The following is a 25,256-nucleotide window of genomic DNA, read 5'->3' on the forward strand; positions in this document are numbered from 1 at the left end:
TCACGGTGTTCACCGCCACGCCCTCGGTGCCTTCCGGCACCAGAATCTCGGACAGTTTGCCCTCATCCACGGCTTCCACTTCCATGGTCGCCTTGTCGGTCTCGATCTCAGCGATCACGTCGCCGGACTTCACCTCATCGCCCGGCTGCTTCAGCCATTTGGCAAGCTTGCCCTCCGTCATCGTCGGCGAGAGGGCGGGCATCAGAATATCGATCGGCATTTTAGCTCAGCCCTCCACCAGCACATCGGTATAAAGTTCAGACGGGTCGGGCTCCGGCGAGGCCTGCGCGAAATCCGCCGCCTCCTGCACCCGCAGCTTCACCTCGTCGTCGATCTTCTTCAACTCCGCCTCGCTCACCCCCAGCGCGACCAGCTTGGCCTTGGCGCTGTCCAGGCAATCATGCTCGGCGCGCATGCGCTGCACCTCCTCGCGGGTGCGGTATTTCGCGGGGTCGGACATCGAGTGCCCGCGATAGCGATAGGTCTTCATCTCCAGCAGGAACGGCCCCTTGCCCGCGCGGCAATGCGCCACCGCTTCCATGCCCGCTTCCTTCACCGCCAGCACGTCCATGCCATCGACCGACAGGCTGGGCATGCCCCAGGGCACGCCGTTCAGCGACAGATCGCGCGAGGCCGAGGCGCGCTCGACCGAGGTGCCCATGGCGTAGCGGTTGTTTTCGATGATGAACACTGCCGGCAGTTTCATCAGATTGGCCAGGTTGAAGCTCTCATACACCTGGCCCTGATTGGCCGCGCCCTCGCCGAAATAGGTCAGGCTCACGCGGTCATTTTCGCGGTACCAGTTGGAGAAGGCGAGGCCGGCGCCCAGCGACACCTGCGCGCCCACGATGCCATGCCCGCCGAAGAAGCCCTTCTCCTTGCTGAACATGTGCATCGAGCCGCCCTTGCCGCGCGAATACCCGCCAGAGCGCCCGGTCAGCTCGGCCATCACGCCCTTGGGGTCCATGTCGCAGGCCAGCATATGGCCATGGTCGCGGTAGGAGGTGATCACCTCATCCCCCTCGCCGATGCAATGCTGCATGCCGACCACCACGGCCTCCTGGCCTATATAAAGGTGACAGAACCCGGCGATCAGCCCCATGCCATAAAGCTGCCCGGCCTTTTCCTCGAAGCGGCGGATCAGCAGCATCGATGAATAGGCTTTGAGCAGCTCGTCGCGGTCCATCACCTCGGCGGTCTTGCGGGATTTTCGGGGCTTCTCGGGGCTTACGGCCATGTTTCGGGGTCTCCCTTGCGGCGCTGTGCGTCTGCCCCGGCTATGCCAAGTTTTTTGCACCGCGCAAAGAAGGATTTTGAAAACTCCTCATGCTGCGCTGCGAAAGTTTAAATTAACCAGAAAATGGTTAATTTGGCCGCGTGGCGTACAGCCTGGAAACTGGCGCGAAACAAAATTGCGTGCAAAGCGGTGGCTTCGCACGCATCATCAAGCTTGCCGGTTAAAAAAAACGGATTATTCGGCCGCGCGGCTGCTGGAGAGATCGATCACGATATCGCCGGGATCGGCGAGATTCAGCACCTCGCGGGCCTGTTCCTCCAGCATGTCGCGGTGGATCGACTGGCCGGACAGATCGGCGATCTTGGTCTGCCACATCTGCCGCTGCTCATGCACGGCCTGATATTGCGCCTGGGCCTGGGCCAGTTGGGCTTTCTGCGCCTGCTGCGCCTCCAGCCCGCTTTTGCCATGCACCGCGTTCCAGCCGAAATAATAGGTGATGCCCAGCAGGATGGCGGGCGCGATGAAGCCGCGGAGGCGATATTTGATCACGCGTTGCACAATCCTGCCCTGTGAGCGAGATGGTTGGAATTACGCGAAGATTGGCGGATTATGCCCGGTTTCGCAACAGGTATTTTCTGTAGAGATATGATTTTAATAAATTTAATGCAAAATTTGGCCTGCCATTTTTTGGCCCCGCTTCCGTCGTGATGCCGCCTCGGGCAATGACTATCCCGGAAACACGGAACCGGAGGGGTCTCAACCCATGACGCTTAAATCTCTGCTCGGCACCGTCGCGCTCTTCGCCGCGCTGGGCCTCGCCGCCGCCCCCGCCTTTGCTGATGGCTGGAACGACCATGATGGCGGCGGAGGCTGGCACGAGCATGGCGATGGTGGCGGTTGGCATGACCATGGCGGCGGTGGCGGCTGGGATGGCCGCGAGGCTTATCACGATTGGCACGGCCATGGCTGGTGGGATGGCGATCATGCCTGGCATTGGTATCCGGGCTGGGGCCCCGGCTATGGCTATTACGGCCCGGCCCCGGTGTGGGTGGCGCCGCCCCCGGTCTATTACGCGCCGCCGCCCCCGCCGCCGGCTTATTACGCGCCGCCGCCCGTGATGGTCGCTCCGGCGCCGTCGATCGTCATCACGCCCGGCGGCATCGGAATCACGCCGTAAAAATTACGGCCACTTCACTTCCGGCGGCATGGACATGAGGATCGCCTCGGTATTGCCGCCGGTTTTCAGCCCGAACATCGTGCCGCGGTCGTAGAGCAGGTTGAACTCCACATAGCGACCGCGGCGGATGAGTTGCGCCTCGCGCTCTTGCGCCGTGTAGGGCTCGGCGAAGCGCCGGCGCGCGATCGGCGGATAAGCGGCGAGGAACGCCTCGCCGACATCGCGGGTGAAGGCGAAATCCGCCTCGGCATCGCCGGAATCCAGATAATCGTAGAAAATCCCGCCCGCGCCGCGCGGCTCCTGGCGGTGCGGCAGGTAGAAATATTCGTCGCACCAGGCTTTGAACTTGGCGTAATAATCCGGGTTGTGAGCGTCGCAGGCGCGGCGATAGGCGGCGTGGAAATGCGCCGCGTCCTCGGCGGCCTCGGCGCTGCCGGGCTGCAAGGGGGTGAGGTCGCCGCCGCCGCCGAACCAGCCCTTGGCCGTTACGATCATGCGCGTGTTCATGTGCACAGCCGGCAGCTTGGGGCTGCGCGGATGCGCCACCAGCGAGATCCCCGCCGCCCAGAATTTCGCCCCCGCCTCGGTGCCGGGGATGCGCTTGGCGAAATCCTCTGAAAATTCACCTTCGACTACCGAGACATTCACCCCGGCCTTCTCGAAGACCTGGCCGCGGATCACGCTCATCACGCCGCCGCCGCCGCCGGGGCGGTCCCAGGCGGTGCGCGCGAAGCGTCCGGGATGGGGGCCGGCGAGGTCTTCGATGGCCTCGAACTCGGCGCAAATACGGTCGCGCAGCTGCGCGAACCAAGCGGCGGCGCGCGGTTTGAGCGCCGCGTGCGGGGGGAAGTTGTTCATGCGATTGAGTTTAGGGGCTTCTTGACGCGTCATCCACTCTTGAAATTTTTCGGCGTTGCCGTCATGCCTTGGGGACAGGAGTGTCATCTGCTCCGGGGGGACAAGAATGGCTGAAACAGCAGCAACAGAGGCTTCGGGCCACGGCACCGAATCGCGGCGTGGCTTTCTCACCATCCTGACTGGCGCGGCCAGCGCCGTCGCCATTGGTGCGATCGGCTGGCCGTTGGTCGACGCCCTCAACCCGGACGCCGAGAGCGAGGCCGGGGCGCGGCTGATCGTGGATGTCGCGGATATCGCCGAGAACACCGCCAAGGCGGTGCAATGGGGCGGGCTGCCGATCTATATCCGCAAGCTCACCGCGCAGCAGATCGCCGATGCCCAGGCCGTGGTGCCCGACACGCTGCCCGACCCGGCGGATTTTATGTCCCGCGTGCCCGCCGCCTACCAGAATTATGTCGTGGTGGTGGGGCTGAACACCGGCACACCCTGCGAGCTGGAGGGCAATGACCCCGCCGACCCGCGCGGCGATTTCGGCGGCTGGATCTGCCCCTGCGATGGCAGCCAATACGATCCGCTGGGGCGCGTGCGCTCTGGCCCGGCGAAGAAAAATCTCGCCATTCCCCGCTTCACCTTCATCAACGCCGCGCAGATCCAGTTCGGCTGAGGACAAGGCATCATGACCACGGACGCAAAACAATCCTGGGCCGGTGAACGCATGCCCTGTCTGGGCGGCCTGTGCGGCGCGCTGTTCGCGCCGCGCTGCACGCCGGAAGGTAAATACCTTGACACATTGCCGGGGCTGATCGCCATCGCGCTCGCCTTCCTCACGCTCTCGGGCGCGGTGATGGCGGCGTATTACGACCCGTGGCACGCCTTCGCCTCGGTGCAGTTCATCCGGCGCGAGGTGAATAATGGCTGGCTGGTGCAGGCTTACCACGCTACCGGGGCCACGGCGCTGTTCGGGCTGGTGTATCTGCATCTGTTCCGCGTCATGCTCACCCGCGCCTATCGCGCTCCCGGCGAGTTTGCCTGGTGGCTGGCGGTGAAGCTGCTGGCGCTGCTGCTGTTCGTGGGCTGGATGGGCTTTGTGCTGAGCGGCGGGGCGGCGGGATATTGGTCGCTGTTCAACGCCGCCAATGCGGCGGTGAGCCTGCCCGGCGCGCCGGGGGCGGTGGCGCGCTGGTTCCTGGGCGGCCCCGCGGCGCCGGCTTCTCTGGCGCGGCTGGAGATGTTCCACACCGTGCTGGCGCTGGCGGCGCTGGCCGTGGCGGGCGGGCTGCTGGCGGCGCGGCGCAAGGTGGCGCCCCAGCCCGCGCCGGGCAAGGGGGTGGCGTTTTACCCCTATTACCTCGCGCAATATCTGGCGGCGCTGGCGGTGTTCGCGCTGATCTTCTCGGTGCTGCTGTTCTTTGCCCCGCATTTCGGCCAGCCCGCGGTGAATGCGCTGGCGGCTGACCCCCTCACCCTGCCGGCGGGCACGGCGCTGCCGTGGTATCTGCTGCCCCTGGCCGGGGTGGCTGACGCGCTGCCCGGCCTGTGGGGCGGGGTGGCCGGCGTGGCGGGCGCGCTCGTGGTGCTGGCGGCGCTGCCCTGGCTCGACCGCGCGGGGCCGGACGGCGCCAAGGGCAAGCTGTATTGCGCGCTAACCTGGATTTTGGCGCTCGACGTGCTCGCCCTGGGCGCCACCTCGGCCGCGCATGACAACCCGCAGGCGCCGCTGCTGCTGGGGCTGTTCACCCTCTGGTATTTCTTCCACTTTCTGGTGCTCACCCCGCTGGTGACCGCGATGGAGGCCAAATAATGCGCCGGTTTTTCGCCCCGCTTCTGGCCCTGGGCCTCGCCGCCGCCGGAGCCGCCCAGGCCGAGGACACGCTGACCCCGCTGCATTTCCAGAGCCAGGGGGCGCTGGGGAGTATCGACAAGGCCGCCGCGCAGCGTGGCTTTCTGGTTTATCAGACCGTCTGCGCCGCGTGCCACTCGGCCAATGCGCTGCATTACCGCGACCTTGAGGCCCTGGGCCTGACGCCCGACCAGGCCGCGGGTGTGGCGGCGGGGGTGAAACTCGCCGATGGCAGCGCCGCGACGCTCGATTCGCCGTTCAAGGACCCGGCGATGCCCGCCTCGGCCTTTGGCGGCGCGGCGCCGCCCGATCTCTCCAGCATCGTCGCCCAGCGCAAGCATGGCACGATGTATATCTACAAGCTGCTCACCGGCTATGCCGCCGCGCCGCAGAGCGTGAACCTGCTGCCCGGGCATTATTACAATACCGCCTTCCCTGGCGGGCAGATCGCCATGCCGCCGGTGCTGCGCGATAACGCGGTGACCTATGCCGACGGCACCGCCGCCACTGCCCAGCAGGAGGCAGCGGATGTCGCGGAGTTCCTCACCTGGGCGGCGGACCCGAATCTCAGCGCGCGTCACCAGATCGGGCTGCGGGCGGTGATCTTCTTCCTGTTTCTCAGCCTTGTCGCGCTTGCCTCCAAGCGCGGTATCTGGCGCGAGCGGGCCTGAGCGCGCTCGCCGCGCTCTCGTCGGCGGCGCAAGGCTGCGCCGTCTGCGCCGCCGCGCTGCCGCTGGGGCCGCGCCCGGTGTTCCAAGTTTCGGAGACGGTGCGGCTGCTGATCATCGGGCAGGCCCCGGGCACGCGCGTGCATGAGACGGGCATTCCGTTCAACGACGCCTCGGGCGAACGGCTGCGCGGCTGGATGGGGATCGGGCGGGACGTGTTTTACGATGCCGCGCGCATCGCCATCATGCCGATGGGGTTTTGCTATCCGGGCCGCCTGCCCAAAGGCGGCGACGCGCCGCCCCGGCCGGAATGCGCGCCGCTCTGGCACGAAAAATTCCTGGCGTTGATGCCCCGTGTGGAGTTGATCCTGCTGGTCGGCGGCTACGCGCAGCGGCGTTACCTCGGCAAGGGCAGCATGACCGGGCATGTGCGCGCCCAGCGCGGCGGGCGGTTTCTGGCGTTGCCGCATCCCTCATGGCGGACCACGGCCTGGGAGCGGAAGAACCCCTGGTTCGGGGCGGAGATTCTGCCCCGGCTGCGCGCGGAGGTCGCCCGCCTAACCGCGGAATGAGGCGAGGGAGCGCAGCGCCGCGCCGGAGCGGTCGAAATTCCCCGGCGCCAGCCAAGCCAGAATGGCGTCGCGCCGGGCGGGCCATTCATCTTCCAGGATCGAGAACATCGCGGTATCGCGCCGCTGGCCCTTCACCACCATATGCGCGCGCAGCAGCCCCTCGGGCGTGAAGCCCAGGCGCAGCGCCGCCGCTTTCGAGGCCTCGTTGCGGTTGTCGCATTTCCAGACCAGGCGGCGATAGCCGAGATCCTCGGCGGCGTGGCGCAGCAGCAGGACCATCGCCTCGGTGGCGGCGCGGGTGCGTTGCAGGCGCGGGGCGAACCAGATCGAGCCCAGCTCGATGGCGGCGTTATGCGGCTCGATGTTCATCAGGCTGAGCCAGCCGGAGGCGAGGCCGGTGGTCTTGGGGCGGATCGCCCAGAACAGCGTGTCGAGCCGGGCGGCGGAGGTGGCGACGAAGCCCTCCAGCGCCGCGCGCTCGGCGAAGGGGCCGTAAGGCATGTAGGCGAAGCTGGCTTCGGCGCCGCGCGCGGCCTCCCACAGCTCCGCCGTGTGCCGCCGGTGCAGTGGCTCCAGCGCGACATGCGCGCCGCCATGCGGCACGCGGGCGGGCACGGGGCGGGGCCAGGGATCGACGGCGCTCATGCCTAACCGCGCAGCCGCGCCAGCGTGGCGGTGGTGGAGTGGCCGGGCAGCAGCTCGGCCAGGGCGACTCTGCCGCCCCAGCTTTCCACCAGATCGGCGCCGACCACCGTCTCGCGCGTGTAATCGGCGCCCTTGATCAGCAGATCCGGCTTGATCTGCTTGATCAGCTCGATCGGGGTGTCTTCCTCGAACAGACAAACGAGATCGACCGAGGCCAGCGAGGCCAGCACGGCGGCGCGCGCGGCTTCGCCCTGGGCGGGGCGGGTGGGGCCTTTCAGGCGTTGCACCGAGGCGTCGGAGTTGATGCCGACGATCAGCCGGTCGCACATGGCCCGGCATTGCTCCAGCAGATGCACATGGCCGGGGTGCAGCAGGTCGAAACAGCCATTGGTGAAGCCGACCTTGTAGCCGCGCAGGCGCCAGCGTTCGGCGGCCTCGGCGGCGGCGGCGGCGGTGACGACCTTGCGCAGCGCGCCGGTAACCGGGGCGATGGCGGCGAGCAGATCGGCGGGGCGGGCGACGGCGGTGCCGACCTTGCCGACCACGATGCCGCCCGCGATGTTGGCCAGGCGCGCGGCCTCGGCCAGCGGCACCTCGGCGGCGATGGCGGTGGCCAGGGTGGCGACCACGGTGTCGCCGGCGCCGGAGACGTCGAATACCTCTTTCGCCTCGCCGGGATAATGGCGCACGGAGTCAGGGGTGATCAGGCTCATGCCGTCCTCGGCGCGGGTGACGAGCACGGCCCCGAAGCCAAATTGCGCCAGCAGGCTCTGCGCCGCCTGCACGATCTGGGCCTCGGTCTCCACCGGCAGGCCGGTGGCCTCCAACAGCTCCTTGCGGTTGGGGGTGACGATGTCGGCGCCGCGATAGCGCGTGTAGTCGCGCCCCTTGGGGTCGACGATGACCTTGCGGCCGAGCTTCTTCGCGCCCTCGATCAGCTGCTGCACCACCGCCTCGGTCAGCACGCCCTTGCGGTAATCGGAGAGCACGGTGACGGAGGTGGCGGCCATCGCGTCGAGCGCGATGCGCACCAGCCGCTCGGCCAGCTTCTCGGGCAGGGCGACGGTCTCTTCGCGGTCGGCGCGGATCAGGTGCTGGCCCTGGGCGATGTAGCGGGTTTTGAGCGTGGTGGTGCGCCCGCCCTGCACCAGCAGCCAGGGCTCCACGCGCTCCTGCCCGCCAACCAGGCTGGTCAGCTCGGACCCGGCCTGGTCATCGCCAACCACCGAGACGAACGCCGCCGCCGCATCCAGCGCGACCAGGTTGCGCACCACATTGCCGGCGCCGCCGGGCATCGCCACCTCACGCGTCACGGTCAGGATCGGCACCGGGGCCTCGGGGCTCACGCGTGAGACGTCACCATAGACGTAGCGGTCCAGCATCGCATCGCCCACCACCAGCACGCTCGCGCGGTGGAATTTTTTCACATAGGCGCCAAGGTCAACCGTGTGTTCTGCAGTCATGCCAAACCGCTAACCCGGCCTTGGCATTATGGCAACGCGAGAAAACGTGATTAAGTGTCGGGACGATGACCGAACTTCCAGCTTTTCTTGATTCGTCCCGGCCCGATGTGCCGGATCTGGCGGTACCCCGCGGGGTGCTGCCCTTTTACCTGCCCGAGAAGCCCGTGCGCGGGCGCGTGGTGCGGCTGGGGCCGCTGGCGGCCACGCTGCTCTCGCGCCACGAGCATAAGCCGCCGGTGAAGGCGCTGCTCGGCGAGGCGCTGGCCTTGGCCGCGGCGCTTGCCAGCGCGTTGAAATTCAAGGGCTCGTTCTCGGTGCAGGCGCGCGGCGATGGCCCGGTCTCCATGCTGGTGACCGATTGCACCGAGGCCGGGGCGCTGCGCGGCTATGTGCGCGTTGATCCCGAGGTGGAGATCCCCGCCACCGCCAATGCCGGGCAGATGCTGGGCATTGGCTATCTGGCCTTCACCGTCGACCAGGGCATGGACCGCGACCCGCAACAGGGTATCGTGGCGCTGGAGGGTGGCTCGCTGGCGCGCATGGCCGAGTATTATTTCCAGCATTCCGAGCAGCTCCCGGCGCGGGTGTTCCTGGCCGCGGGGGAGACGCCATCCGGCTGGCGGGCCTCGGCCCTGGTGCTGGAGCGCATCGCCGGGGCAGGGGGCATCGCCCCGGACATGAGCGACGAGGACCAGGAGGAGGCGTGGCGCACGGCCTGTGTTCTGGCCGATACGCTGACCCGCGAGGAGCTGCTGGACGACACGCTGCCGCCTGAGCGGCTGCTCTACCGGCTGTTTCATGGCGAGGGCGTGGCGGTGGGCAAGCCGCGGCCATTGAGCTTCGGCTGCCGCTGCTCGCGCCAGCGCCTGGGCGGCATTCTCGAAGGTTTCCCCACCGATGACCTCGACCATATGGCGGTGGACGGGGATATCGTGATGACGTGCGAATTCTGCAATTTCGACTTCCGCTTCGCGCGGGATGCGATCACCGGAAGACCTGGAGCCTGAGTGATATGAAGAAACTGCTTGCCATTCTGCCGCTTGGCGCGCTGGCCGCGTGCAGCTCGGCGCCGACGCCGATGAGCTTCGCGCCGCTGGATTATTCCTATCTGCGCCCGATCACGCTCAACGTGGCGAATCTAAACGTCGTTAACAACTATGTGCCCAGCCCCTCGGAAGCGACGCTGGAGGCGCAGGATCCGGTACCGCTGGCGGCAACGCTGGTGACCATGCTGCAACACCGGCTGCAACCCTCCGGCACGCCGGGCACGGGCACGGTGACGGTGCAGGTGGTCTCGATCACCGAGGCCGGGGGCAATCTGAACGGCGCGATGACGGTGGATGTGAACCTGACCAGCGCCGATGGGCGCTCAACCGCCTTTACCGAGGCCAGCGTGACCGCCAGCCAGACCGCGCCGGACTCGAATAGCGGCCCGGACATGCAGGCCGCGCTATATCAGATGACCAAGACGCTGATGACCCAGATGAACGTGCAACTGCCCTATCAGATCATGCACAACATCCCGAGCTGGGTGGTGGGCAGCGCCGCGGGCGGCGCCGCGCCGGGCATGGGCGGCGCGGCTGGCGGCATCATCCAGGCGGCGCCGCTGAGCGCGCCTGGCGGGGCCGCGGCACCCGCCACCGGCACCCCGCCTGTGGCCGCGCCGGTCAACACCAACGCCGCCGTGCCGAATTATCTGCCCGGGGCTGGCCCGGCCGCTTTGGGGGCGCCGCAATGAGCCGCTTGCAGCGTCTGGCCCCGCCCAGCGGGGCGCCGTGGGAGGATGTGGCGGCGGAAAAAGTGCTCGACGGCACGCCGCGCACGCGCAGCTGGGTGCTCTATGAGAACCCGGCCGAGCGGCTCTACGCCGGGGAGTGGGAGGCCACCCCCGGCAAATGGCGAATCGCCTATACCGAGTGGGAATATATGGAGATCATTTCCGGCGCCTGCGTGGTCGAAGGGGGCAATGGTGAGCGCATCGAGGCCGGGCCGGGGGATAGATTCGTCATCGAACCCGGCTTCACCGGCACCTGGGAAGTGCTCTCGCCGATGCGGAAATCCTGGGTTATCCGCGAATAAACGGGCGATTGGCCGCTTGCGGCTTGACGTATCCGGCGGGCGGGTCTAGACCGCGCGCTCTATTGAACACTCTTTGTTTTGGACACCATGGCCAATATCGCATCTGCTGAGAAACGCATCCGTCAGACCGAAAAGCGCACCGCGCGTAACAAGGCGCGCAAGTCGCGCGTCCACTCCTTCGTTCGCAAGATCGAGGAAGCGGTGGCCTCCGGGGACAAGGAAGCGGCCCTGGCCGCCTTCCGCGCCGCGCAGCCTGAGCTGCAGCGCGCCGCTGGCAAGGGTGTGCTGAAGGCCAACATGGTGTCGCGCAAGATCTCCCGCCTGTCGGCCCGCGTGAAGGCGATCGCCGCCGCCTAAGGGCGATTACGAAGGCGCAATACCTTCGTTTCAAAAATGAGATTTCCGTTTGGCGCTGCCATCTCCTTGAAATATCGGAGGGGCGGCGCTTTCGGTATTTGGGTTTCCGATTGATTACCGAGCGGTTAGCCGAACTGCGCTTCAAGAAACTTTTTGCTTAATAGTGAATTGATTTTGTTGTAAAAATTGGCTGGCTCAGAGGGTTGGGCGGCAAGCTGGAAGTTTTGAGCGCTTGCGCCATTTGGTAATTTCGACCTACACTTGGGCGCTTAAACACGACCATCAGGGATTGTCTCAATTCTGGGAAGACTCGCCTTGCCGCGGTGCTCTTGCCGGAACAGGTCGTGGTGTTTTTGAATTTGGGGCTGAAGCGGAAAGTGGGAATGAGCCTGGAGATCAGTTCCATGCGTGAAGGTGACGCTTTGTCGAGGCTGTCTCCGGCGCGGCAGGATGAGGTGGGGTTGAACGAGCAATGGGCGCGCGTGCGCGCCCGGTTGCAGGCGGAGGTGGGTGAGGTCGAGTACCGCACCTGGCTGAAGCAGGTGGCGCTCGGCGGCATCGCCGGTGACGAGCTGACCGTGATCCTGCCCACGCGCTTTTTGCGCGATTGGGTGAACAAGGAATATGGCGAGCTGATCACCGCCTTCTGGCAGGCGGAGAACCCGGCAATCCGCGGTGTCGAGTTCCGCACGGGCTCGCCGGCGCGTGGCGCCGCGCCCAATCTGGCCGAGCCGCCGCCGGCGATTCAGGTGCCGGCGCAGCCCGCACCCGCGCCGGCCCCCGCGCGCCCGGACTCCGCCGCGCCGCTGGACCAGCGCTTTACCTTCGACACCTTCGTGGTCGGCAAGCCTAACGAGTTTGCCTATGCCTGCGCGCGCCGCGTGGCCGAGGCTCCGGCCACGCCGGGCTTCAACCCGCTCTTCCTTTATGGTGGCGTCGGCCTCGGTAAGACGCATCTGATGCATGCCATCGCCTGGGAGCTGTCGACCCGCAATACCGGCCGCGCCCCGGCCTCCGTCGCCTATATGTCGGCGGAGAAATTCATGTACCGCTTCATCAACGCGCTGCGCTCGCAATCGACGCTCGAATTCAAGAACGAGCTGCGCAGCGTCGACGTGTTGATGATCGATGATTTGCAATTCCTGATCGGCAAGGACAACACGCAGGAAGAGTTCTTCCACACCTTCAACGCGCTGGTCGATGCCGGCAAGCAGATCGTGATCTCGGCCGACAAATCGCCCTCCGACCTTTCGGGGCTGGAGGACCGTCTACGTACCCGTTTGGGTTGCGGAATGGTCGCGGATTTGCACGCCACCACCTTTGAACTTCGCTACTCCATTCTCGACGCCAAGGCGCAGCGCGCGGGCGTTGAGGTGCCGGCGAAGGTGCTGGAATTCCTGGCGCGCAAGATCACCACCAATAACCGCGAGCTGGAAGGCGCGCTGAACCGGCTGGTGGCGCATGCCAATCTGTTCAACCGGCCGCTGACGCTCGATACCGCGCATGAAGTGCTGCACGATGTGCTGAAGGCGCATGACCGCAAGATTTCCATTCAGGAAATTCAGAAGAAAGTGTCCGAGCATTTCAATATCCGCGTGGCCGAGATGTCCTCGGCCCGGCGCGCGCGCAACATCGCCCGGCCGCGCCAGATCGCGATGTATCTGGCCAAGCAACTCACCTCGAAGAGCCTGCCGGATATCGGCCGCCATTTCGGCGACCGTGACCACACCACGGTGATGCATGCGGTCAACCGCGTGAGCGAACTCATCGGGCAGGACGCGGCTTTTGCCGAGGATGTGGATCTGCTGCGGCGGATGCTGGAGAACTGATAACAGGTTTTTGAACGCCGCATTTTTATAAAAAACGCGGCGTTCAGCAGCTTTTTGAAGAAAGCTGCACCAAAAACTTTTGAACTTTATATCTTGGGCAGGGCCGGGGCGAGCCTGCCGCCGAGCCGCACCGGCTCGATGCGCGTGGCAAGGCCCGTGGCGTCCGCCGTTTCGATGAAGGCGCCGCAGAGCGTGGCCGCACCTTCGGCCGGGGCCAGCTTGTCGCCGGGCAGTTTGCGGATGAAGCGGCCGATCGCGGCGTCCTTCTGCATCCCGATCACTGAATCATAATCGCCGCACATGCCGAGATCCGTCGCGTAGGCGGTGCCGCCGGGCAGGATCTGGTGGTCGGCGGTGGGGATATGCGTGTGCGTGCCCGTGACCGATGACACCCGGCCATCGAAGGTATGGGCGAAGGCCATTTTCTCCGAGCTGGCTTCAGCGTGGATGTCGAGCAATATCGCATGCGCGGTGACGCCGAGCTTGTGGCGCGAGAGCAGGTCCTCGGTGGTGCGGAACGGGCAGTCCAGCGGGTCCATGAACAGCCGGCCCATCGCCTGCGCCACCAGCACTTTGCGGCCATCGGCCAGCGCCACCAGCGCGGCGCCCTGGCCGGGCGTGCCGGGCGGATAATTGATCGGCCGCAGCAGGCGTTTTTCCTGCGCGATATAGGGAATGATCTCGCGCCGGTCCCAGGCATGGTTGCCGAGCGTGATCACGTCGGCCCCGGCCGCGAACAGCGCCTGCGCCATGTCCGGCCCCAGCCCGAAACCGTGGCTGGCATTCTCGGCGTTCACCGCCACGAAATCGAGCTTGAGCGAAGAGCGCAGCTCGGGAATGTGTTTCAGCGCCGCTTCGCGGCCGGCACGGCCGAGCAGATCGCCCAGGAATAATAATCTCATGGCGCGTCTATAGAGCCATCGCGGATGGTGTAACAGGCCGCCTCCAGCCCGGCGAAGGTCTCGCGGTCGGTGCCGGTGAGCCAGGCGCAGAGCGGCGCGGCGTTGAGCGCGGCAAACAGCGCGGCGCGGCGTTCGGCGTCGAGATGCACCAGCGGTTCGTCGAGCAGCAGCAGCGGCGGGGTGCCGCGCGCGCTGGTGATGAGCGCCGCATGGCCGAGCACGATGCCGATCAGCATCGCTTTTTGCTGGCCGGTGGAGGACAGCGCGGCGGGGCGCCCGCTGGCGGCGTCGGCCAGGGTGAAATCGGCGCGGTGCGGGCCGCGCGCCGCGGATTTCGCCGCCGCATCCTGGGCGCGGTCGGCGTGGTAGGCTGCACGCAGGCTGTCTTCCACCTCCACCGCCGGGCTGGCGGCGAGGCGCTGGGCGATGGCGCATGCCAGCCCCAGCGCAACGCGCGGGAACGGCTCGGCGGCCCCGGCGGCGAGCGTGGCGTTGAGCCGGTTGAGCAGCGCCATGCGCGCGGCGGTAGCGGCCACGGCGTGGCGGGCCATCGACTCCTCCAGCCCCGACAGCCAGGCCGGATCCGGGCTCTCGGCCAGCAGCCGGTTGCGCTGGACCGAGGCGGATTCGTAGGCCGCGATCTCACGCGCATGGCTGGGCTCCAGCGCCACCACCAGGCGGTCGAGGAATTTGCGGCGGCCGGAGGCGGTGTCGGTGAACAGCCGGTCCATCTGCGGGGTAAGCCAAACGGCGGCGAGCTGCTCGGCCACTTCGGCCTGGGTGCGCGGGCGCACGCCGTTGAGGCGAAACTCGCGCCGCTCGGGCGCGGTTTCGGCCATGCCGGTGCCGATCTCCAGCCCGTTGGAGAATTGCGCCGCCACCGCCCAGCTGCCCGAAGCATCCGCCCCGCGCCGGGCGAGCTCGGAGAATTTCGCCCCGCGCAGCCCGCGCCCCGGCACCAGCAGCGAGAGCGCCTCCAGCAGATTGGTCTTGCCGGTGCCGTTGGGCCCCGCAAATACGTTAAGCCGCGCTGCGGGGGTAAAGCGCAGCGCGGCATAAGAGCGGAAATCGGTAAGGGTGAGACGCGAAACTTGCGTGGGTTACACCCTCATCGGCATCAGCACGTAGATCGCGGAGGCGTCGTCCTGGTCGCGCACCAGGGTCGGCGCGGCGCCGTCGGCGAAGAGGAACTCCACCTTGCCCTTGATCTGGTCGGTCACATCCGAGAGGTAACGGGCCTGAAAGCCGATTTCGAGCGGCCCGGCCTGGTAATCCACCATATCGCCGCCCAGCTCCTCGGAGGCCGAGCCCTGCTCGGCGGAGGCGGCGGAGATCACCAGCAGATCCTTGGCCAAGGAGAGCTTCACCGGGCGGTGCTTCTCGGAGGAAATCGCCGAGACGCGGCCGACCGCGTCGTTGAAATCCTTCTTGTCCACGCGCAGGATCTTGTCGTTCCCGCGAGGGATGACGCGATCATAATCTGGGAAGGTGCCGTCGATCAGCTTGCTGGTCAGGCGCATATTGGCGATGGTGAACTGGATGCGCGTTTCGGAGAGCGCGATCTCAAGCTCGCCGGAGGCTTCATCGAGCAGCTTGCGCAGTTCCGTCACCGTCTTGCGTGGCACAATGATGCCCGGCATCCCGGCGGCGCCGGCGGGCAGCGGCTCCTCGACGCGCGCGAGGCGATGGCCATCAGTGGCCACGGCGCGCAGCACCGGGCCGCCTTCACCCTCGGCCGCGTGCAGGAAGATGCCGTTGAGGTAGTAGCGGGTTTCCTCGGTCGAGATGGCGAAGCGGGTGCGGTCGATCAGCCCGCGCAGTTCCTGCGCCGAGAGGACGAAGCTATGGCTGAGCTTGCCGGCGTCGAGCTTGGGGAATTCATCGACCGAGAGCGCCACCAGGCTGGTGGCGTAGCGCCCGGCGCGCAGGGCGAGCTGGGCGTCGCCGCCCGGATGATCGAGTTCGATCACCGCGTTATCCGGCTGGCGGCGCACGATCTCATACAGCGTGGCGGCGGGCACGGTAATGGCGCCGTTGCGCAGCGTCTCCGCCGCGACTTCCTCGACCAGCGAGATTTCCAGATCGGTCGCGGCGATGGTCAGCTTACCGTCATGCACCGCGAGCAGCACGTTGGCGAGGATGGGGATCGTGTTGCGCTTCTCGACCACGTTCTGCACATGGGCCAGAGATTTCATCAACGTGGCGCGATCGGCCTTGAACTTCATGATACCCTTCCAGAAACGAACTTTGGCGTTATTGACCGATTCGTGACTTAACGTAGCAAGCGCCGCCGCTCTAGGGAAGGTGCCGGTTTGCGCCGCGCCCGGCGGTGTTCACCTTGTGTTAAGCGCGGCTGTGCGATGCCTGTGCCGGGCACCGGCGGATGGGCGTATGACTTCATTGGTACTGGAACTCAGGCAGGGCGAATCGATGATCGTGAATGGGGCGGTGATTCGCTTCAAGACACGCACGCGCCTGGAGCTGAGCACCCAGGCGCGCTTTCTGTTCGGGCGGCAGATCATGCGCGCCGAGGATGCGACGACCCCGGCCCGGCAGGCCTATTACGCGCTGCAACAGGCCTATATCGCGCCCGAGGCCGGGCGCGCGGCGGCGATGGCCTCGGCCCGGGGGCTGGTGGCCGGGCTGCGCGACGCCGCGCCCGAGGCGGCGCGCCGGGTTTGGGAAGCCCTGCTCGACGCGGTTGGCGAGGATGCTGGATTTAAGGCGCTGAAGCTGGCGCGGGAGCTGATCCGCGCCGAGGCGTTTGCAAACGTTTAAGCCGCGCGCAGCTCTTCCAGCCGCCGCAGCAGGGCGGGCACATCCGCCACCACCTCAAACAAATCGCGCACACTCGCGCGCGCGAAGCCGCGGGCAATGGTCTGCTCGATCATCGCCACGAAGGGCTGCGCCCAGCCGAGGATATCGACCAGCAGGATCGGCTTGCTGTGCTGCTCGAGCTGCTTCCAGGTCAAAATCTCCATGGTCTCGTCATAAGTGCCGAGGCCGCCCGGCATCACCACGAAGGCATTGGCCAGCGCGAACATCCGGCGCTTGCGGGTGTGCATCGAGTCGGTGACGATGAGTTCCGACAGGCCGTGATACTCCACCTCGCGCTTGCGCAGGAAATCCGGGATGATGCCGGTGACATGCGCGCCCGCCGTGAGGGCGGCGGCGGCGGTCACGCCCATCAGCCCGACATTGCCCCCGCCGAACACCAGATTGATGCCGCGCTCCCCCAGGCCGTGGCCGAGATCCTGCGCCGCCTGGCCATAAAGCGGGTCGGCCCCCGGAGAGGAGCCGCAAAACACGGTGACGGAAAAACTACCCATAAAGCTCTGCCTCGCTTCCAGTTCCGGCCTGTTCGTGGCAGGCTAGGGCCGACATGGCAAGCAATGAGCAAGCCCCGAAGCGGGGCAACAAGGCAAAGATCATCGCCGTCGCCGTGCTCGGCACGCTGGCGCTGCTGGATGTTGGCGTGTTGCTGATGCTGCGCCACGGCATGCGCACGCCACCGCCGCCCGTGCCCGCGACCGCGCCGCCCGCCGCCGCGCCCGCCGCCCCGGTGAGCACCGCGACTCCGCCGGAATTCGACGTGGTGCGCGTGGACACCCAGGGCAACGCGGTGATCGCAGGGCGGGCCGCGCCGGGCGCGGTGGTGACGGTGCTCGACAACAACAAGACCCTCGGCGCCGCCACGGCTGATGCGCAGGGCGCCTTTGTGCTGGTGCCGCCAGCGCCACTGGCGCCGGGTGTGCACGACATCACCCTTTCGGAGGTGCCGCCGGGCGGCGTGGCCGTGGCCGGCGATCAGCACGCCGTGGTCAATGTGCCGGGCAATGGCGGGCAGGTGCTCACCGTGCTCTCCGGCCCCACCGGCAGCACGGTGCTGACCGGGCAGGGGCCGCAGGCCGGGCAACTCGCCATGGGCGCGGTGGATTACGACACGTCGGGCCACGCCATTTTCTCGGGCACCGCCCCAGCCGGGGCGATGGTGCAACTCAGCCTCGGCGGCGCGGTCATCGGCCAGACCAAGGCCGACGCCCAGGGGCGGTGGCATTTGAGCGCGCCGGTGCCCGCCGCGCCGGGCATGTTGAGCCTGAGCGCCACCACCGCCGATGGCCAGGCGCTGGGGCCGGTGAGCGCGCCCTTCGCGCCCGAGACGTTGGCCAATGCCCTGGCCGACGGGCATGTGGTGATCTCGCCCGGCGATAATTTGTGGCTGATCGCCCGCCATGTTTATGGCCACGGCATTATGTATACGCTGATCTACTCGGCCAATGCCGGCCAGATCCACAACCCCAACCTGATCTTCCCCGGCCAGAATTTCGTTCTGCCCAAACCCAAGAGCTGAGAACCATGCATATCATTCAAAGCGTGCAGTCGGTGCTGAGCCCGCCGCACAAGGCTGGCTACCCGTTCATCGTCGGCGGCATCGTCGTGGCGCTGCTGGGGCTGCTGTTTTGGCACCCGCTGGCGTGGCTGGGGCTGCTGTTCACCATCTTCTGCCTGTATTTCTTCCGCGACCCCGAGCGCGTGGCGCCGCCGCGCGACAATGTGTTCCTCGCCCCCGCCGACGGGCTGGTGGTGAGCATCGAGGAGGCCGTGCCCCCGGCCGAGCTGGGGCTGGGCGAGGCCAAGCGCATGCGCATCGCCACCTTCCTCTCGGTGCTGGACGTGCATGTGAACCGCGCGCCGATCGCCGCCACGGTGGAGAAGATCGCCTATCACCCCGGCCTGTTCCTCAACGCCGCGGCCGATAAGGCGAGCGACGACAATGAGCGCAATTCGCTGCTGCTGCGCCTGGCCAATGGCCAGCAGGCGGTGGTGGTGCAGATCGCCGGGCTGATCGCGCGGCGGATTTTGTGCGAGGCGCATGAGGGCCAGAGCCTGAGCGCCGGGCAGCGTTTCGGCATCATCCGCTTCGGCAGCCGCACCGATCTCTATTTGCCGGAAGGCTGCGCGCCGCTGGTGGCGGTGGGGCAGCGCATGATCGGCGGCGAGACCGTGATGGCCGAGCTGCCCGTCGCGCCATGATCGACGCGCGCCGCCGCCGCCGGCTGCCCCGCCGGCAGCGTTTTTCCGGGCAGAGCTTCAACCGCATGCTGCCCAATCTGATGACGCTGCTGGGGCTGTGCATCGGGCTGTCGGCCATCCGGCTGGGGATGCAGGACCGCTATGGCGCGGCGGTGATCGCCATTGCCGTGTCGATGGTGATCGACGGGCTGGATGGGCGGCTGGCGCGGATGCTCAAGGCCACGTCGCGCTTCGGCGCGGAGCTGGACAGCCTCTCGGATTTTCTGTGCTTCGGCGTCGCCCCGGCGCTGATTATTTATATGTGGTCGCTCGACGCGCTGGGGGCGATCGGCTTCCTGCCGCCGCTGATGTATGCCGCCGCCATGGCGCTGCGCCTCGCGCGCTTCAACGCGGCGCTCGATTCGGCGCCGAAAGCCGCCTTCGCCTATAATTTCTTCACCGGCGTGCCGGCCCCGGCCGGGGCGGCGCTGGCGCTGTTTCCGCTCTTCGTGGGGCTGGAGGCCGATGAGCTGGGCATGAACTGGCTGCACGAGTTGGCGGCGTTTCCGCTGTTCACCGGCGTGGCGCTGGTGGTGGTGGCGGGGCTGAGCGTGTCCACCCTGCCGGTCTGGAGTTTCAAGAACTTCAAGATCCCCACCGCGGGGATGTTGCCGATGCTGCTCGGCGTGGTGGTGCTGGCGGCGCTGATCTTCGCCGACCCGTATCTGGCCGGGGCGTTGTTCGGGCTGGCCTATATGGTGATGCTGCCCTTCAGCCTGCGCAGCTACCGCAAGCTGGCGCGTCAGGCCGAGGAGCGCCGCGCCGCCGCCGAGGATGTGCCGGAAGCCGAGCCGGAGACGCCATAGCCGGGCTTGGCGTTTATTCCTCCACGTCCACATCCGGGCGGTCGATGCCGAGCACATGCTCGGTGTGCCATTTGCCGTCTGGCGTCTGATATTCGATGTTAGTGGTCTCGCCAGGCACGCGCTGCTCATCCGCCGCCCGCCGCGCGGCTTTCAGCGCCGCATCGTGGGTCCGGAACGTCTCGGAAAACGCGCCGTTCAGCGTGTAGGCCCAGCCACCGTCATGCGGCACGATTTTGTAATGGATGTTGCTCATATCGGCCCTCCTGTTTTTGGTAATATACGCCGCCGCGGGCGCGCCGCAATCGTTGCGCCGCGTGCCCGGACCTCGACGCTGGGGCGCGCGGCGCGTATGGTCCGCCCCCGAATGAACGCGGGCATCGGGAATTGGTTGCTATGAATATCGCCATGATCGTCGCGGCGGGGCGGGGCTACAGGCTCGGCGGGCCGCTGCCCAAGCAATATCTGCCGCTGGCGGGGCAGCCGATTTTGCGGCGCACGATCTCCGCCCTGGCCGCGCATCGGGAGATCGACGCCGTGCAGGTGCTGATCCACCCGGACGACGCCGCGCTCTATGAGGAGGCCGTGAAGGGGTTGGAGAAGCTGCGCCCGGTGCTGTTCGGCGGCGCCACGCGGCAGGATTCGGCGCGGCTGGGGCTGGAGGGCATTGCCGGGCTGCAACCGGGCAAGGTGCTGATCCATGACGCTGTGCGCCCGTTCATCGCGCCAGAGACGATCAGCGCCGTGCTCGCGGCGCTGGAGCGCGTGCCCGCCGTGATCGTGGGCGTGCCGCTCGCGGACACCCTCAAGCGCGTGCAGGATGGCGTGGTCACCGCCACCGTGGACCGCGCCGGGCTGTGGCGGGCGCAGACGCCGCAAGGCTTCCGCTATGCCGAGATTTTGGCCGCGCACCGCCACGCGGTGGTGAGCGCGCCGGAGACCGAGTTCACCGATGACGCGATGATCGCCGAGCATGCCGGGATGCGTGTGGAGATGGTCGCCGGCACCGAGGATAATTTCAAGATCACCACGGCCAGCGATCTCGCCCGCGCGGAGTTCATGCTGCGCGGATAAAAAGGGCGTGTTAGGCTGCGGGCAGGAGGAGTTTCATGTCCCGCACCGCTTCCATCGCCTTGCTGCTGGCTTTGGCCGCCAGCCCCGCCGTGGCGCAGACGGCGCTGAGAATCGGCGCCACCGGCGAGGCCCCGGCCGCGCCGGATGAGGCGGTGGCGGCACTCACCGCGCAGGCCACGGGGCCGGATGCCGCCAGCGTGCAGGCCAAGGTGAACGCCATGATGGCCAAGGCCCTGGCGGCCTCCCGCGTCGTGCCCGGCGTGGTGGCCACCACTGGCAGCTACGACGCCGAACCGCAGACGCTGGACACGCAGCCGCCGAAAACCGTGTATCAGGCCAGCCAGCCGCTGAACCTGGTGCTGCCCGCCAAGGATGGCCTGCCGCCCGCAGCCTTCACCGATCTGCTGGGGCGGTTGCAGCAGCAGGGGTTGCTGCTGAATGATCTCGGCGGCGATCTCTCGCCCCAGGCGCGCCAAGCGGCGCAGCAACAGGCGGTGCTGGCGGCGCTGGCGCAGATCCAGGCCCAGGCCGCGGCGGTGGCCGCGCAATTGCACGAGCGGATGGGCGATGTGAAGACGCTGAACGTGAACGCCGCCCCCGCGCCAGGGCCGCAGCCGCTGATGGCGATGCGGGCCATGGCCGCGCCCGCGCCGGTTTCGGCGCCGGGCAATATCAGCGTAACGGCGGATGTGACCGCCGAGGTGGAGCTTACGCCGCTGTCGGCACCCTGATCGCGCTCAGCCCCGCGCGCAGCGCCGCCAGCAGATCGGGCAGCGCCAGCGCCACGCAGCCCGCCGTGGGCGCGTAATCGGGCGTGGCGACGTGGAAGAAGATGGCCGAGCCGCGCCCCGGCGTGACCGGAGCGAGGTTCCAGTTCAGCACGCCGATCACGTCATACACATGGTCGGCGCGCCAGAGCTCCTCGTGGCTGGCCGGGTAGGGCAGGCGCACAGGGCGGTTATAGGCGGCATCAGCGGGGTCGTCGCACCAGCCATCTTGCGGGCCGATCGGCTCCAGCGGCACGGCGCAGGCGGGCGGGGGCAGGCGGTCGGCGCGGTAGAGCACGCGCACCAGCTTCAGCCGCCCGGCCGGGGTGGCGCCGTCGCCCTCGCGCTTGGCGGCGGCTGGGGTGATGCCCGTGCGCCCATGCGCGGCCCGCAGGCTCAGCCCGGCGCCGCGCAGCACCTGGCCGTCGAGCGCGAATTCAACCAATGAGGTGCCCGAAGCGTTTCGCCTTGGTCTCCAGATAGGCATCGTTGATGCCGTTGGGCGCGAATTCATGCGCCACGCGCGCGACGATCTCGATGCCGCAGGCGGCGAGGCCCTTCACCTTCTCGGGGTTGTTGGTAAGCAGGCGGATCTTGTGGATACCCAGCGCCTCCAGCATGGAGGCGGCGATGTGGAAATTGCGCTCGTCCGCCTGCCAGCCCAGCGCGCGGTTGGCGTCCACCGTGTCGAGCCCGCGGTCTTGCAGTGTGTAGGCGCGCAGCTTGTTGATCAACCCGATGCCGCGCCCCTCCTGCGCCAGATACAGCACCGCGCCCGCGCCCTCCTGCGCCATGCGCGCGATGGCGCCTTGCAGCTGCGGCCCGCAATCGCAGCGCAGGCTGCCGAGCAAATCGCCGGTGAAGCATTCTGAATGGATGCGCACCAGCGGCGCCTCCTGATCCTCGGGGTGGCCGACCAGGATCGCCATGTGTTCGATACCCTGGTCCTGCGCGCGGAAGGCGATCAGGCGGGCGTCGCGCGCGGCATCCAGCGGCACCGCGACCTCGGCGACCTTGGTGAGCGAGGCGGCGAGGTTGAGCGGGTAGGCGAGCAGGTCGGCGGCGGGGACCGAAAGCAGGTCCGCCCCGGCCTTCTGGCTCGCCCAGCCGGGTTTCACCGGGGCCGCGACCATGGCCGGCAGCAGCCGCGCGAGCTTGCCCAGGGCCAGCGCCGCCGCCGCCGCGTCCGGCGCCTCGGTGGTCTCGAAGGTCGGCAGGATCTGCTCCAGCGTCGGGTCGGCGGCGCGCTTCAGCGTCTCGGCGTCGATCAGCGGGCGGTGCAGCTTGAGCGCGATCGCGGGGGCGGTGTCCGCCACCTCGTGTTGCAGCACGGCGGCGGCGCGGGACGGGCTGAGCAGCAGCACGGCCGGCCCGGTGGAGAGCGTGTCGATCAGGCGCAGCCCCTCGGCGCCCACCGTCTCGGCCGGGACGATGATAAGCGGGTGGCGCGCGGCCAGCACCACGGGCACGCCGCGGCGGGCGTCGGCAATGGCCCGGTGCACGGCCCTCGTGCGCGGGGTGCCGAGCCTAGCCCCCGCTTCATGCGCGATATGTGTCATCGCCCAACACATAGGGTGCGCTGGGGCCGATGGCCAGAGAGGCTTACAGAAACCTGGAAATTCTGTATGGTGCGACGATATAAGAAGGAGGTTCACATGTCTGGCCAGCGCCCGATTTTGGTGGTGGATGACGATGATGCCCTGCGCACCGCGCTGATCGAGCAGCTGGAGCTGGATGGGGAGTTCGCGCCCGATCAGGCGAACTGCCTGGCGGCGGCGGAAGCCAAGCTCGATGGCGCCGGGGCGCGCTATGACGCGCTGCTGCTCGATGTCAGCCTGCCCGATGGCGACGGGCGTGATTTCTGCCGCCGCCTGCGCGATCGCGGGGTGAAGGCGCCGATCATCATGCTCACCGGCGCGGCCGAGGAGACTGACGTGGTGCGCGGCCTCGATTCCGGCGCCAACGACTATATCGCCAAGCCGTTCCGGCTGAACGAGCTGCTCGCCCGGCTGCGCGCGCAGCTGAGGAGTTTCGAGACCTCGGAGGACGCGGTCTTCACCATCGGGCCGTATACGTTCCACCCGGCCATGCGCCAGCTCATCGACGCCAAGGGCAAGCGCATCCGCCTCACCGACAAGGAAACCGCGATCCTGAAATATCTCTACCGCGCCGAGGGCAAGCCGACCTCCCGCCAAGTGCTGCTGAACGAGGTGTGGGGCTATAATTCGGCGGTGACGACGCATACGCTGGAGACGCATATCTACCGGCTGCGGCAGAAGATCGAGCCGGACCCATCGTCGTCGCGCCTGCTGGTGACCGAGAGTGGCGGTTACCGGCTGAACCCCTGACGGGCTGGCCTCTGGCTGGGCGTCAGCGGCGGGTCTCCAGGGCTGCTGCGGCGGCGCAGCGCTCGAACACGTCTAGCGCGTCGAAGGCGCGCGAGCGCCCGTCGGGCGGCAAATGCAGGCTGACCCCGCCGCCATATTCCACCGCGCCCTGGATCATCAGATTATCCGCGAGGCCGAAATCCTCCACCTCGATTCCGGGCAGCGGGTCGGGGCTGGCGCGCATCTGCGCGCGCGAGCGCGCGCCGAAATCCTCGGCGGTGTTGGAATAGCCGAAAGCGGGGCGCCCCTGGCCGAGAAACCAGCCAAGCTCGACCAGCGTGCCGGCATCGGCCGAGGCGCCGCGGAAGGGGGTAAGATTGGCGATGATCAGGTCGCAGCCCTGCATCATGGCGATGTCGTCGAGATAGATCCGCCGCCACAGCACCGCGGCGGGCAGCGAGAAATCAAGCTCCGGATTATAGGGCGAGATGCCGATGAGGCCGTGCCGGGCGCAAATGGTGCGCTTGGCCTCGGCCTGTGCGGCGGCGTTGGGCAGGAACACGTCCGGTCCGGCGAGATAGGCTTTGAGGGCGGGCATGGCGGCTACCTGGAAGTTTCGCCGCCAATCTGCCTGGATTCGGGGATGAAGGGAAAGCGGGGGCGCGCTTCGGCGCCATCGCCGCGCATGAGCTGGGTGGGCGAGGCGGCGGCGGCGGCGCGCAGCGTCTCGGGCAGGGTGGCGAAGACCATCGCCGACCAGTCCGGGTCGTAGAAGGTGGCGCCGTCCCACCCCATGTCCACGCGGGCGAACTCCTCGCGCAGCCCGTGGCCGGGCAGCAAATGGCGGTAGAACTGGAAGCTCGCGGCCAGGGCGTTGACCTCGCGGATCAGTTCGCGGTTTTGCGCGCGGCGGTGGCCGTCGGGCAGGAAGACCGGGGCGGTGGCGGGGCTGTGCAGCAGGATGCTCTCGCGCGCCAACTGGGTGGCGATGCGCCGGAACGCCTCGTTGGAATGGCCGGTGAGCGCGCCCCAGGGATGGGCGAGGCAGATATGGAACTTGTCGCCGATCTGCTGGAAGCTGACCATGCATTCGATGCAGGTTTCGGCATTGCCGAACAGGCGCCAGGTGGAGATCACGGCCTCGGCCTCGGCAAAGGCGGCGAGGCCGGGCGGCTGGCCAGTGTCGAGCCTGGATTTGCGCTCCAGCGTGCCCTCGCGCCTGTGGCGCAGCGCCCGCTCATGCGCGGCCTCGGCTTCCTCGATGCTGGTGAAGGCGTCGAAATCCGGGATCACCGCGAACTCCCCGGCATTGGTGGCGGCGTCGTCAAACAGCCAGGCCGCGTAATCGGCGATGGTGCGGAACCGTGTTAGCCGCGCGGCGTGCAGGGTGGCCTTGGCGGTGGTCAGGAATTCCAGCGCCGCGCGATGGGCGGCGGAGCCGAACCCGGACGCCATCGCCGCGTCGCATTGCATCAGCGCGCGCGCATAGCGGGCCTCGGCCGTGGCGATACGGCTGGCGCAGTCAGCGGCGTAATGCGGGTTGGGGTGAACGCCCATGATGAACGACATGTAACAGAGTTAACCC

At 67.5% G+C, this 25,256-nt stretch carries 32 protein-coding genes and 1 pseudogene; 17 read left to right on the forward strand and 16 right to left on the reverse strand.

The features are described from left to right. The 3 genes from LI953_RS10630 to LI953_RS10640 all read right to left on the reverse strand — a co-directional run. A partial coding sequence (locus LI953_RS10630; RefSeq protein WP_227076056.1) for a biotin/lipoyl-containing protein occupies positions 1–220 on the reverse strand: 220 nt, incomplete at its 3' end. A 6-nt stretch (positions 221–226) separates the two neighbouring features. Further along, positions 227–1,186, reverse strand: a complete 960-nt coding sequence (pdhA, locus tag LI953_RS10635; protein ID WP_227076124.1) for a pyruvate dehydrogenase (acetyl-transferring) E1 component subunit alpha — start codon at positions 1,184–1,186, stop codon at positions 227–229. A 285-nt stretch (positions 1,187–1,471) separates the two neighbouring features. After that, positions 1,472–1,786, reverse strand: coding sequence for a septum formation initiator family protein (locus LI953_RS10640; RefSeq protein ID WP_227076057.1), 315 nt, complete (start codon positions 1,784–1,786; stop codon positions 1,472–1,474). 214 nt (positions 1,787–2,000) lie between these two features. Here LI953_RS10640 and LI953_RS10645 point away from each other — a divergent pair, with 214 nt between their 5' ends. After that, complete coding sequence (locus LI953_RS10645) at positions 2,001–2,414, forward strand: hypothetical protein (protein ID WP_227076058.1); 414 nt, start codon at positions 2,001–2,003, stop codon at positions 2,412–2,414. Between the two features lie 3 nt (positions 2,415–2,417). On the opposite strand, the gene hemF is transcribed toward LI953_RS10645, so the two are convergent. After that, positions 2,418–3,272 carry an oxygen-dependent coproporphyrinogen oxidase gene (gene hemF, locus LI953_RS10650; protein ID WP_227076059.1) on the reverse strand — a complete coding sequence of 285 codons (855 nt, stop codon included), beginning with the start codon at positions 3,270–3,272 and terminating at the stop codon, positions 2,418–2,420. Between the two features lie 106 nt (positions 3,273–3,378). Between hemF and petA the strand changes: the two genes are divergently transcribed. Genes petA through LI953_RS10670 form a run of 4 tightly spaced genes read left to right on the forward strand, consistent with a single transcriptional unit; the run spans position 3,379 to position 6,352 of the window. Next, positions 3,379–3,936 (forward strand): ubiquinol-cytochrome c reductase iron-sulfur subunit, encoded by a 558-nt coding sequence (gene petA / locus LI953_RS10655; RefSeq protein WP_227076060.1) that lies wholly within the window; start codon positions 3,379–3,381, stop codon positions 3,934–3,936. A 12-nt stretch (positions 3,937–3,948) separates the two neighbouring features. After that, positions 3,949–5,073: a cytochrome b N-terminal domain-containing protein gene (locus LI953_RS10660; RefSeq protein ID WP_227076061.1), complete on the forward strand. Its 1,125-nt coding sequence runs from the start codon at positions 3,949–3,951 to the stop codon at positions 5,071–5,073. Next, complete coding sequence (locus LI953_RS10665) at positions 5,073–5,783, forward strand: cytochrome c1 (protein WP_227076062.1); 711 nt, start codon at positions 5,073–5,075, stop codon at positions 5,781–5,783. Before LI953_RS10660 ends, LI953_RS10665 begins: the two co-directional genes overlap by 1 nt. Then, positions 5,780–6,352 (forward strand): uracil-DNA glycosylase family protein, encoded by a 573-nt coding sequence (locus LI953_RS10670; RefSeq protein WP_227076125.1) that lies wholly within the window; start codon positions 5,780–5,782, stop codon positions 6,350–6,352. Before LI953_RS10665 ends, LI953_RS10670 begins: the two co-directional genes overlap by 4 nt. On the opposite strand, the gene LI953_RS10675 is transcribed toward LI953_RS10670, so the two are convergent. Both LI953_RS10675 and rfaE1 read right to left on the reverse strand, forming a co-directional pair. Next, the gene (locus LI953_RS10675) at positions 6,338–6,997 is read right to left on the reverse strand and encodes a GNAT family N-acetyltransferase (protein ID WP_227076063.1); all 660 of its coding nucleotides are present in this window, start codon (positions 6,995–6,997) and stop codon (positions 6,338–6,340) included. The two genes, LI953_RS10670 and LI953_RS10675, sit on opposite strands and share 15 nt — an antisense overlap. A gap of 2 nt (positions 6,998–6,999) precedes the next feature. Further along, positions 7,000–8,460, reverse strand: coding sequence for a D-glycero-beta-D-manno-heptose-7-phosphate kinase (gene rfaE1, locus LI953_RS10680; RefSeq protein ID WP_227076064.1), 1,461 nt, complete (start codon positions 8,458–8,460; stop codon positions 7,000–7,002). A gap of 65 nt (positions 8,461–8,525) precedes the next feature. Between rfaE1 and LI953_RS10685 the strand changes: the two genes are divergently transcribed. The 4 genes from LI953_RS10685 (at position 8,526) to rpsT (ending at position 10,896) form a co-directional block, all read left to right on the forward strand. Beyond that, positions 8,526–9,467, forward strand: a complete 942-nt coding sequence (locus LI953_RS10685; protein ID WP_227076065.1) for an Hsp33 family molecular chaperone HslO — start codon at positions 8,526–8,528, stop codon at positions 9,465–9,467. Between the two features lie 5 nt (positions 9,468–9,472). Further along, the gene (locus LI953_RS10690; RefSeq protein WP_227076066.1) at positions 9,473–10,198 is read left to right on the forward strand and encodes a hypothetical protein; all 726 of its coding nucleotides are present in this window, start codon (positions 9,473–9,475) and stop codon (positions 10,196–10,198) included. Beyond that, positions 10,195–10,539, forward strand: coding sequence for a cupin domain-containing protein (locus LI953_RS10695; protein WP_227076067.1), 345 nt, complete (start codon positions 10,195–10,197; stop codon positions 10,537–10,539). Before LI953_RS10690 ends, LI953_RS10695 begins: the two co-directional genes overlap by 4 nt. Before the next feature lie 87 nt (positions 10,540–10,626). Further along, positions 10,627–10,896, forward strand: a complete 270-nt coding sequence (gene rpsT, locus LI953_RS10700; RefSeq protein WP_227076068.1) for a 30S ribosomal protein S20 — start codon at positions 10,627–10,629, stop codon at positions 10,894–10,896. Between the two features lie 157 nt (positions 10,897–11,053). Here the strand turns inward: rpsT and LI953_RS10705 are convergent, their stop codons facing one another. After that, positions 11,054–11,302 carry a hypothetical protein gene (locus LI953_RS10705; RefSeq protein ID WP_227076069.1) on the reverse strand — a complete coding sequence of 83 codons (249 nt, stop codon included), beginning with the start codon at positions 11,300–11,302 and terminating at the stop codon, positions 11,054–11,056. Between LI953_RS10705 and dnaA the strand changes: the two genes are divergently transcribed. Continuing rightward, positions 11,301–12,725 carry a chromosomal replication initiator protein DnaA gene (dnaA, locus tag LI953_RS10710; protein WP_227076070.1) on the forward strand — a complete coding sequence of 475 codons (1,425 nt, stop codon included), beginning with the start codon at positions 11,301–11,303 and terminating at the stop codon, positions 12,723–12,725. The genes LI953_RS10705 and dnaA overlap by 2 nt on opposite strands. A gap of 86 nt (positions 12,726–12,811) precedes the next feature. Here dnaA and LI953_RS10715 read toward each other — a convergent pair whose 3' ends face one another. The 3 genes and pseudogenes from LI953_RS10715 to dnaN form a co-directional block, all read right to left on the reverse strand. After that, positions 12,812–13,627 (reverse strand): TIGR00282 family metallophosphoesterase, encoded by an 816-nt coding sequence (locus LI953_RS10715; protein ID WP_227076071.1) that lies wholly within the window; start codon positions 13,625–13,627, stop codon positions 12,812–12,814. Continuing rightward, a pseudogene (gene recF, locus LI953_RS10720) lies at positions 13,624–14,706 on the reverse strand (DNA replication/repair protein RecF); the annotation flags it as partial. The gene LI953_RS10715 and the pseudogene recF, both read right to left, overlap by 4 nt. A gap of 21 nt (positions 14,707–14,727) precedes the next feature. Beyond that, entirely contained in the window at positions 14,728–15,852 is a 1,125-nt protein-coding gene (gene dnaN, locus LI953_RS10725) for a DNA polymerase III subunit beta (RefSeq protein WP_227076072.1), read from the reverse strand. A 166-nt stretch (positions 15,853–16,018) separates the two neighbouring features. On the opposite strand from dnaN, the gene LI953_RS10730 reads away from it, so the two are divergent. Further along, the gene (locus tag LI953_RS10730; protein WP_227076073.1) at positions 16,019–16,405 is read left to right on the forward strand and encodes a flagellar biosynthesis repressor FlbT; all 387 of its coding nucleotides are present in this window, start codon (positions 16,019–16,021) and stop codon (positions 16,403–16,405) included. Here the strand turns inward: LI953_RS10730 and LI953_RS10735 are convergent. Further along, positions 16,402–16,956 (reverse strand): TIGR00730 family Rossman fold protein, encoded by a 555-nt coding sequence (locus tag LI953_RS10735; protein WP_227076074.1) that lies wholly within the window; start codon positions 16,954–16,956, stop codon positions 16,402–16,404. The genes LI953_RS10730 and LI953_RS10735 overlap by 4 nt on opposite strands. 53 nt (positions 16,957–17,009) lie before the next feature. Between LI953_RS10735 and LI953_RS10740 the strand changes: the two genes are divergently transcribed. Genes LI953_RS10740 through LI953_RS10750 form a run of 3 tightly spaced genes read left to right on the forward strand, consistent with a single transcriptional unit; the run spans position 17,010 to position 19,506 of the window. Next, on the forward strand, positions 17,010–17,978 hold the full coding sequence (locus tag LI953_RS10740; protein ID WP_227076075.1) for an Ig-like domain-containing protein: 969 nt from the start codon (positions 17,010–17,012) through the stop codon (positions 17,976–17,978). A 5-nt stretch (positions 17,979–17,983) separates the two neighbouring features. Continuing rightward, complete coding sequence (locus LI953_RS10745; RefSeq protein WP_227076076.1) at positions 17,984–18,661, forward strand: phosphatidylserine decarboxylase; 678 nt, start codon at positions 17,984–17,986, stop codon at positions 18,659–18,661. Further along, the gene (locus LI953_RS10750) at positions 18,658–19,506 is read left to right on the forward strand and encodes a phosphatidylcholine/phosphatidylserine synthase (protein WP_227076077.1); all 849 of its coding nucleotides are present in this window, start codon (positions 18,658–18,660) and stop codon (positions 19,504–19,506) included. The genes LI953_RS10745 and LI953_RS10750 overlap by 4 nt, the downstream gene beginning before the upstream one ends. A 13-nt stretch (positions 19,507–19,519) precedes the next feature. On the opposite strand, the gene LI953_RS10755 is transcribed toward LI953_RS10750, so the two are convergent. After that, positions 19,520–19,759: a DUF2188 domain-containing protein gene (locus LI953_RS10755; protein WP_227076078.1), complete on the reverse strand. Its 240-nt coding sequence runs from the start codon at positions 19,757–19,759 to the stop codon at positions 19,520–19,522. A gap of 140 nt (positions 19,760–19,899) precedes the next feature. Between LI953_RS10755 and ispD the strand changes: the two genes are divergently transcribed. Both ispD and LI953_RS10765 read left to right on the forward strand, forming a co-directional pair. Beyond that, entirely contained in the window at positions 19,900–20,577 is a 678-nt protein-coding gene (ispD, locus tag LI953_RS10760; protein ID WP_227076079.1) for a 2-C-methyl-D-erythritol 4-phosphate cytidylyltransferase, read from the forward strand. A 35-nt stretch (positions 20,578–20,612) separates the two neighbouring features. Next, on the forward strand, positions 20,613–21,308 hold the full coding sequence (locus tag LI953_RS10765) for an SIMPL domain-containing protein (protein WP_227076080.1): 696 nt from the start codon (positions 20,613–20,615) through the stop codon (positions 21,306–21,308). Here LI953_RS10765 and LI953_RS10770 read toward each other — a convergent pair. Together LI953_RS10770 and ribA are read right to left on the reverse strand one after the other, a co-directional pair. Next, complete coding sequence (locus tag LI953_RS10770; protein WP_227076081.1) at positions 21,286–21,789, reverse strand: L,D-transpeptidase; 504 nt, start codon at positions 21,787–21,789, stop codon at positions 21,286–21,288. The genes LI953_RS10765 and LI953_RS10770 overlap by 23 nt on opposite strands. Beyond that, positions 21,782–22,903, reverse strand: coding sequence for a GTP cyclohydrolase II (gene ribA / locus LI953_RS10775; protein ID WP_227076082.1), 1,122 nt, complete (start codon positions 22,901–22,903; stop codon positions 21,782–21,784). Before ribA ends, LI953_RS10770 begins: the two co-directional genes overlap by 8 nt. A 96-nt stretch (positions 22,904–22,999) precedes the next feature. On the opposite strand from ribA, the gene LI953_RS10780 reads away from it, so the two are divergent. Next, positions 23,000–23,692, forward strand: coding sequence for a response regulator transcription factor (locus LI953_RS10780; RefSeq protein WP_227076083.1), 693 nt, complete (start codon positions 23,000–23,002; stop codon positions 23,690–23,692). 22 nt (positions 23,693–23,714) lie between these two features. Here LI953_RS10780 and LI953_RS10785 read toward each other — a convergent pair whose 3' ends face one another. Both LI953_RS10785 and LI953_RS10790 read right to left on the reverse strand, forming a co-directional pair. Beyond that, a complete protein-coding gene (locus tag LI953_RS10785) occupies positions 23,715–24,269 on the reverse strand; it encodes a nucleoside 2-deoxyribosyltransferase (RefSeq protein ID WP_227076084.1) in 555 nt (184 codons plus the stop codon). A 5-nt stretch (positions 24,270–24,274) separates the two neighbouring features. Further along, the gene (locus tag LI953_RS10790; protein ID WP_227076085.1) at positions 24,275–25,240 is read right to left on the reverse strand and encodes a hypothetical protein; all 966 of its coding nucleotides are present in this window, start codon (positions 25,238–25,240) and stop codon (positions 24,275–24,277) included. Between the last annotated feature and the right edge of the window lie 16 nt (positions 25,241–25,256).

The organism is Acidocella sp. KAb 2-4, assembly GCF_020567705.1.
Taxonomy (GTDB): Bacteria; Pseudomonadota; Alphaproteobacteria; order Acetobacterales; family Acetobacteraceae; genus Acidocella.

Excerpts from the sequence above, each read along its gene's own strand:
- pdhA (WP_227076124.1), bottom strand. The coding sequence starts at position 1,186 with ATGGACCGCGACGAGCTGCTCAAAGCCTATTCATCGATGCTGCTGATC.
- LI953_RS10645 (WP_227076058.1), top strand. The coding sequence starts at position 2,001 with ATGACGCTTAAATCTCTGCTCGGCACCGTCGCGCTCTTCGCCGCGCTG.
- hemF (WP_227076059.1), bottom strand. The coding sequence starts at position 3,272 with ATGAACAACTTCCCCCCGCACGCGGCGCTCAAACCGCGCGCCGCCGCT.
- petA (WP_227076060.1), top strand. The coding sequence starts at position 3,379 with ATGGCTGAAACAGCAGCAACAGAGGCTTCGGGCCACGGCACCGAATCG.
- LI953_RS10660 (WP_227076061.1), top strand. The coding sequence starts at position 3,949 with ATGACCACGGACGCAAAACAATCCTGGGCCGGTGAACGCATGCCCTGT.
- LI953_RS10665 (WP_227076062.1), top strand. The coding sequence starts at position 5,073 with ATGCGCCGGTTTTTCGCCCCGCTTCTGGCCCTGGGCCTCGCCGCCGCC.
- LI953_RS10675 (WP_227076063.1), bottom strand. The coding sequence starts at position 6,997 with ATGAGCGCCGTCGATCCCTGGCCCCGCCCCGTGCCCGCCCGCGTGCCG.
- rfaE1 (WP_227076064.1), bottom strand. The coding sequence starts at position 8,460 with ATGACTGCAGAACACACGGTTGACCTTGGCGCCTATGTGAAAAAATTC.
- LI953_RS10685 (WP_227076065.1), top strand. The coding sequence starts at position 8,526 with ATGACCGAACTTCCAGCTTTTCTTGATTCGTCCCGGCCCGATGTGCCG.
- LI953_RS10690 (WP_227076066.1), top strand. The coding sequence starts at position 9,473 with ATGAAGAAACTGCTTGCCATTCTGCCGCTTGGCGCGCTGGCCGCGTGC.
- LI953_RS10695 (WP_227076067.1), top strand. The coding sequence starts at position 10,195 with ATGAGCCGCTTGCAGCGTCTGGCCCCGCCCAGCGGGGCGCCGTGGGAG.
- rpsT (WP_227076068.1), top strand. The coding sequence starts at position 10,627 with ATGGCCAATATCGCATCTGCTGAGAAACGCATCCGTCAGACCGAAAAG.
- dnaA (WP_227076070.1), top strand. The coding sequence starts at position 11,301 with ATGCGTGAAGGTGACGCTTTGTCGAGGCTGTCTCCGGCGCGGCAGGAT.
- LI953_RS10705 (WP_227076069.1), bottom strand. The coding sequence starts at position 11,302 with ATGGAACTGATCTCCAGGCTCATTCCCACTTTCCGCTTCAGCCCCAAA.
- LI953_RS10715 (WP_227076071.1), bottom strand. The coding sequence starts at position 13,627 with ATGAGATTATTATTCCTGGGCGATCTGCTCGGCCGTGCCGGCCGCGAA.
- dnaN (WP_227076072.1), bottom strand. The coding sequence starts at position 15,852 with ATGAAGTTCAAGGCCGATCGCGCCACGTTGATGAAATCTCTGGCCCAT.
- LI953_RS10730 (WP_227076073.1), top strand. The coding sequence starts at position 16,019 with ATGACTTCATTGGTACTGGAACTCAGGCAGGGCGAATCGATGATCGTG.
- LI953_RS10735 (WP_227076074.1), bottom strand. The coding sequence starts at position 16,956 with ATGGGTAGTTTTTCCGTCACCGTGTTTTGCGGCTCCTCTCCGGGGGCC.
- LI953_RS10740 (WP_227076075.1), top strand. The coding sequence starts at position 17,010 with ATGGCAAGCAATGAGCAAGCCCCGAAGCGGGGCAACAAGGCAAAGATC.
- LI953_RS10745 (WP_227076076.1), top strand. The coding sequence starts at position 17,984 with ATGCATATCATTCAAAGCGTGCAGTCGGTGCTGAGCCCGCCGCACAAG.
- LI953_RS10750 (WP_227076077.1), top strand. The coding sequence starts at position 18,658 with ATGATCGACGCGCGCCGCCGCCGCCGGCTGCCCCGCCGGCAGCGTTTT.
- LI953_RS10755 (WP_227076078.1), bottom strand. The coding sequence starts at position 19,759 with ATGAGCAACATCCATTACAAAATCGTGCCGCATGACGGTGGCTGGGCC.
- ispD (WP_227076079.1), top strand. The coding sequence starts at position 19,900 with ATGAATATCGCCATGATCGTCGCGGCGGGGCGGGGCTACAGGCTCGGC.
- LI953_RS10765 (WP_227076080.1), top strand. The coding sequence starts at position 20,613 with ATGTCCCGCACCGCTTCCATCGCCTTGCTGCTGGCTTTGGCCGCCAGC.
- ribA (WP_227076082.1), bottom strand. The coding sequence starts at position 22,903 with ATGACACATATCGCGCATGAAGCGGGGGCTAGGCTCGGCACCCCGCGC.
- LI953_RS10780 (WP_227076083.1), top strand. The coding sequence starts at position 23,000 with ATGTCTGGCCAGCGCCCGATTTTGGTGGTGGATGACGATGATGCCCTG.
- LI953_RS10785 (WP_227076084.1), bottom strand. The coding sequence starts at position 24,269 with ATGCCCGCCCTCAAAGCCTATCTCGCCGGACCGGACGTGTTCCTGCCC.
- LI953_RS10790 (WP_227076085.1), bottom strand. The coding sequence starts at position 25,240 with ATGTCGTTCATCATGGGCGTTCACCCCAACCCGCATTACGCCGCTGAC.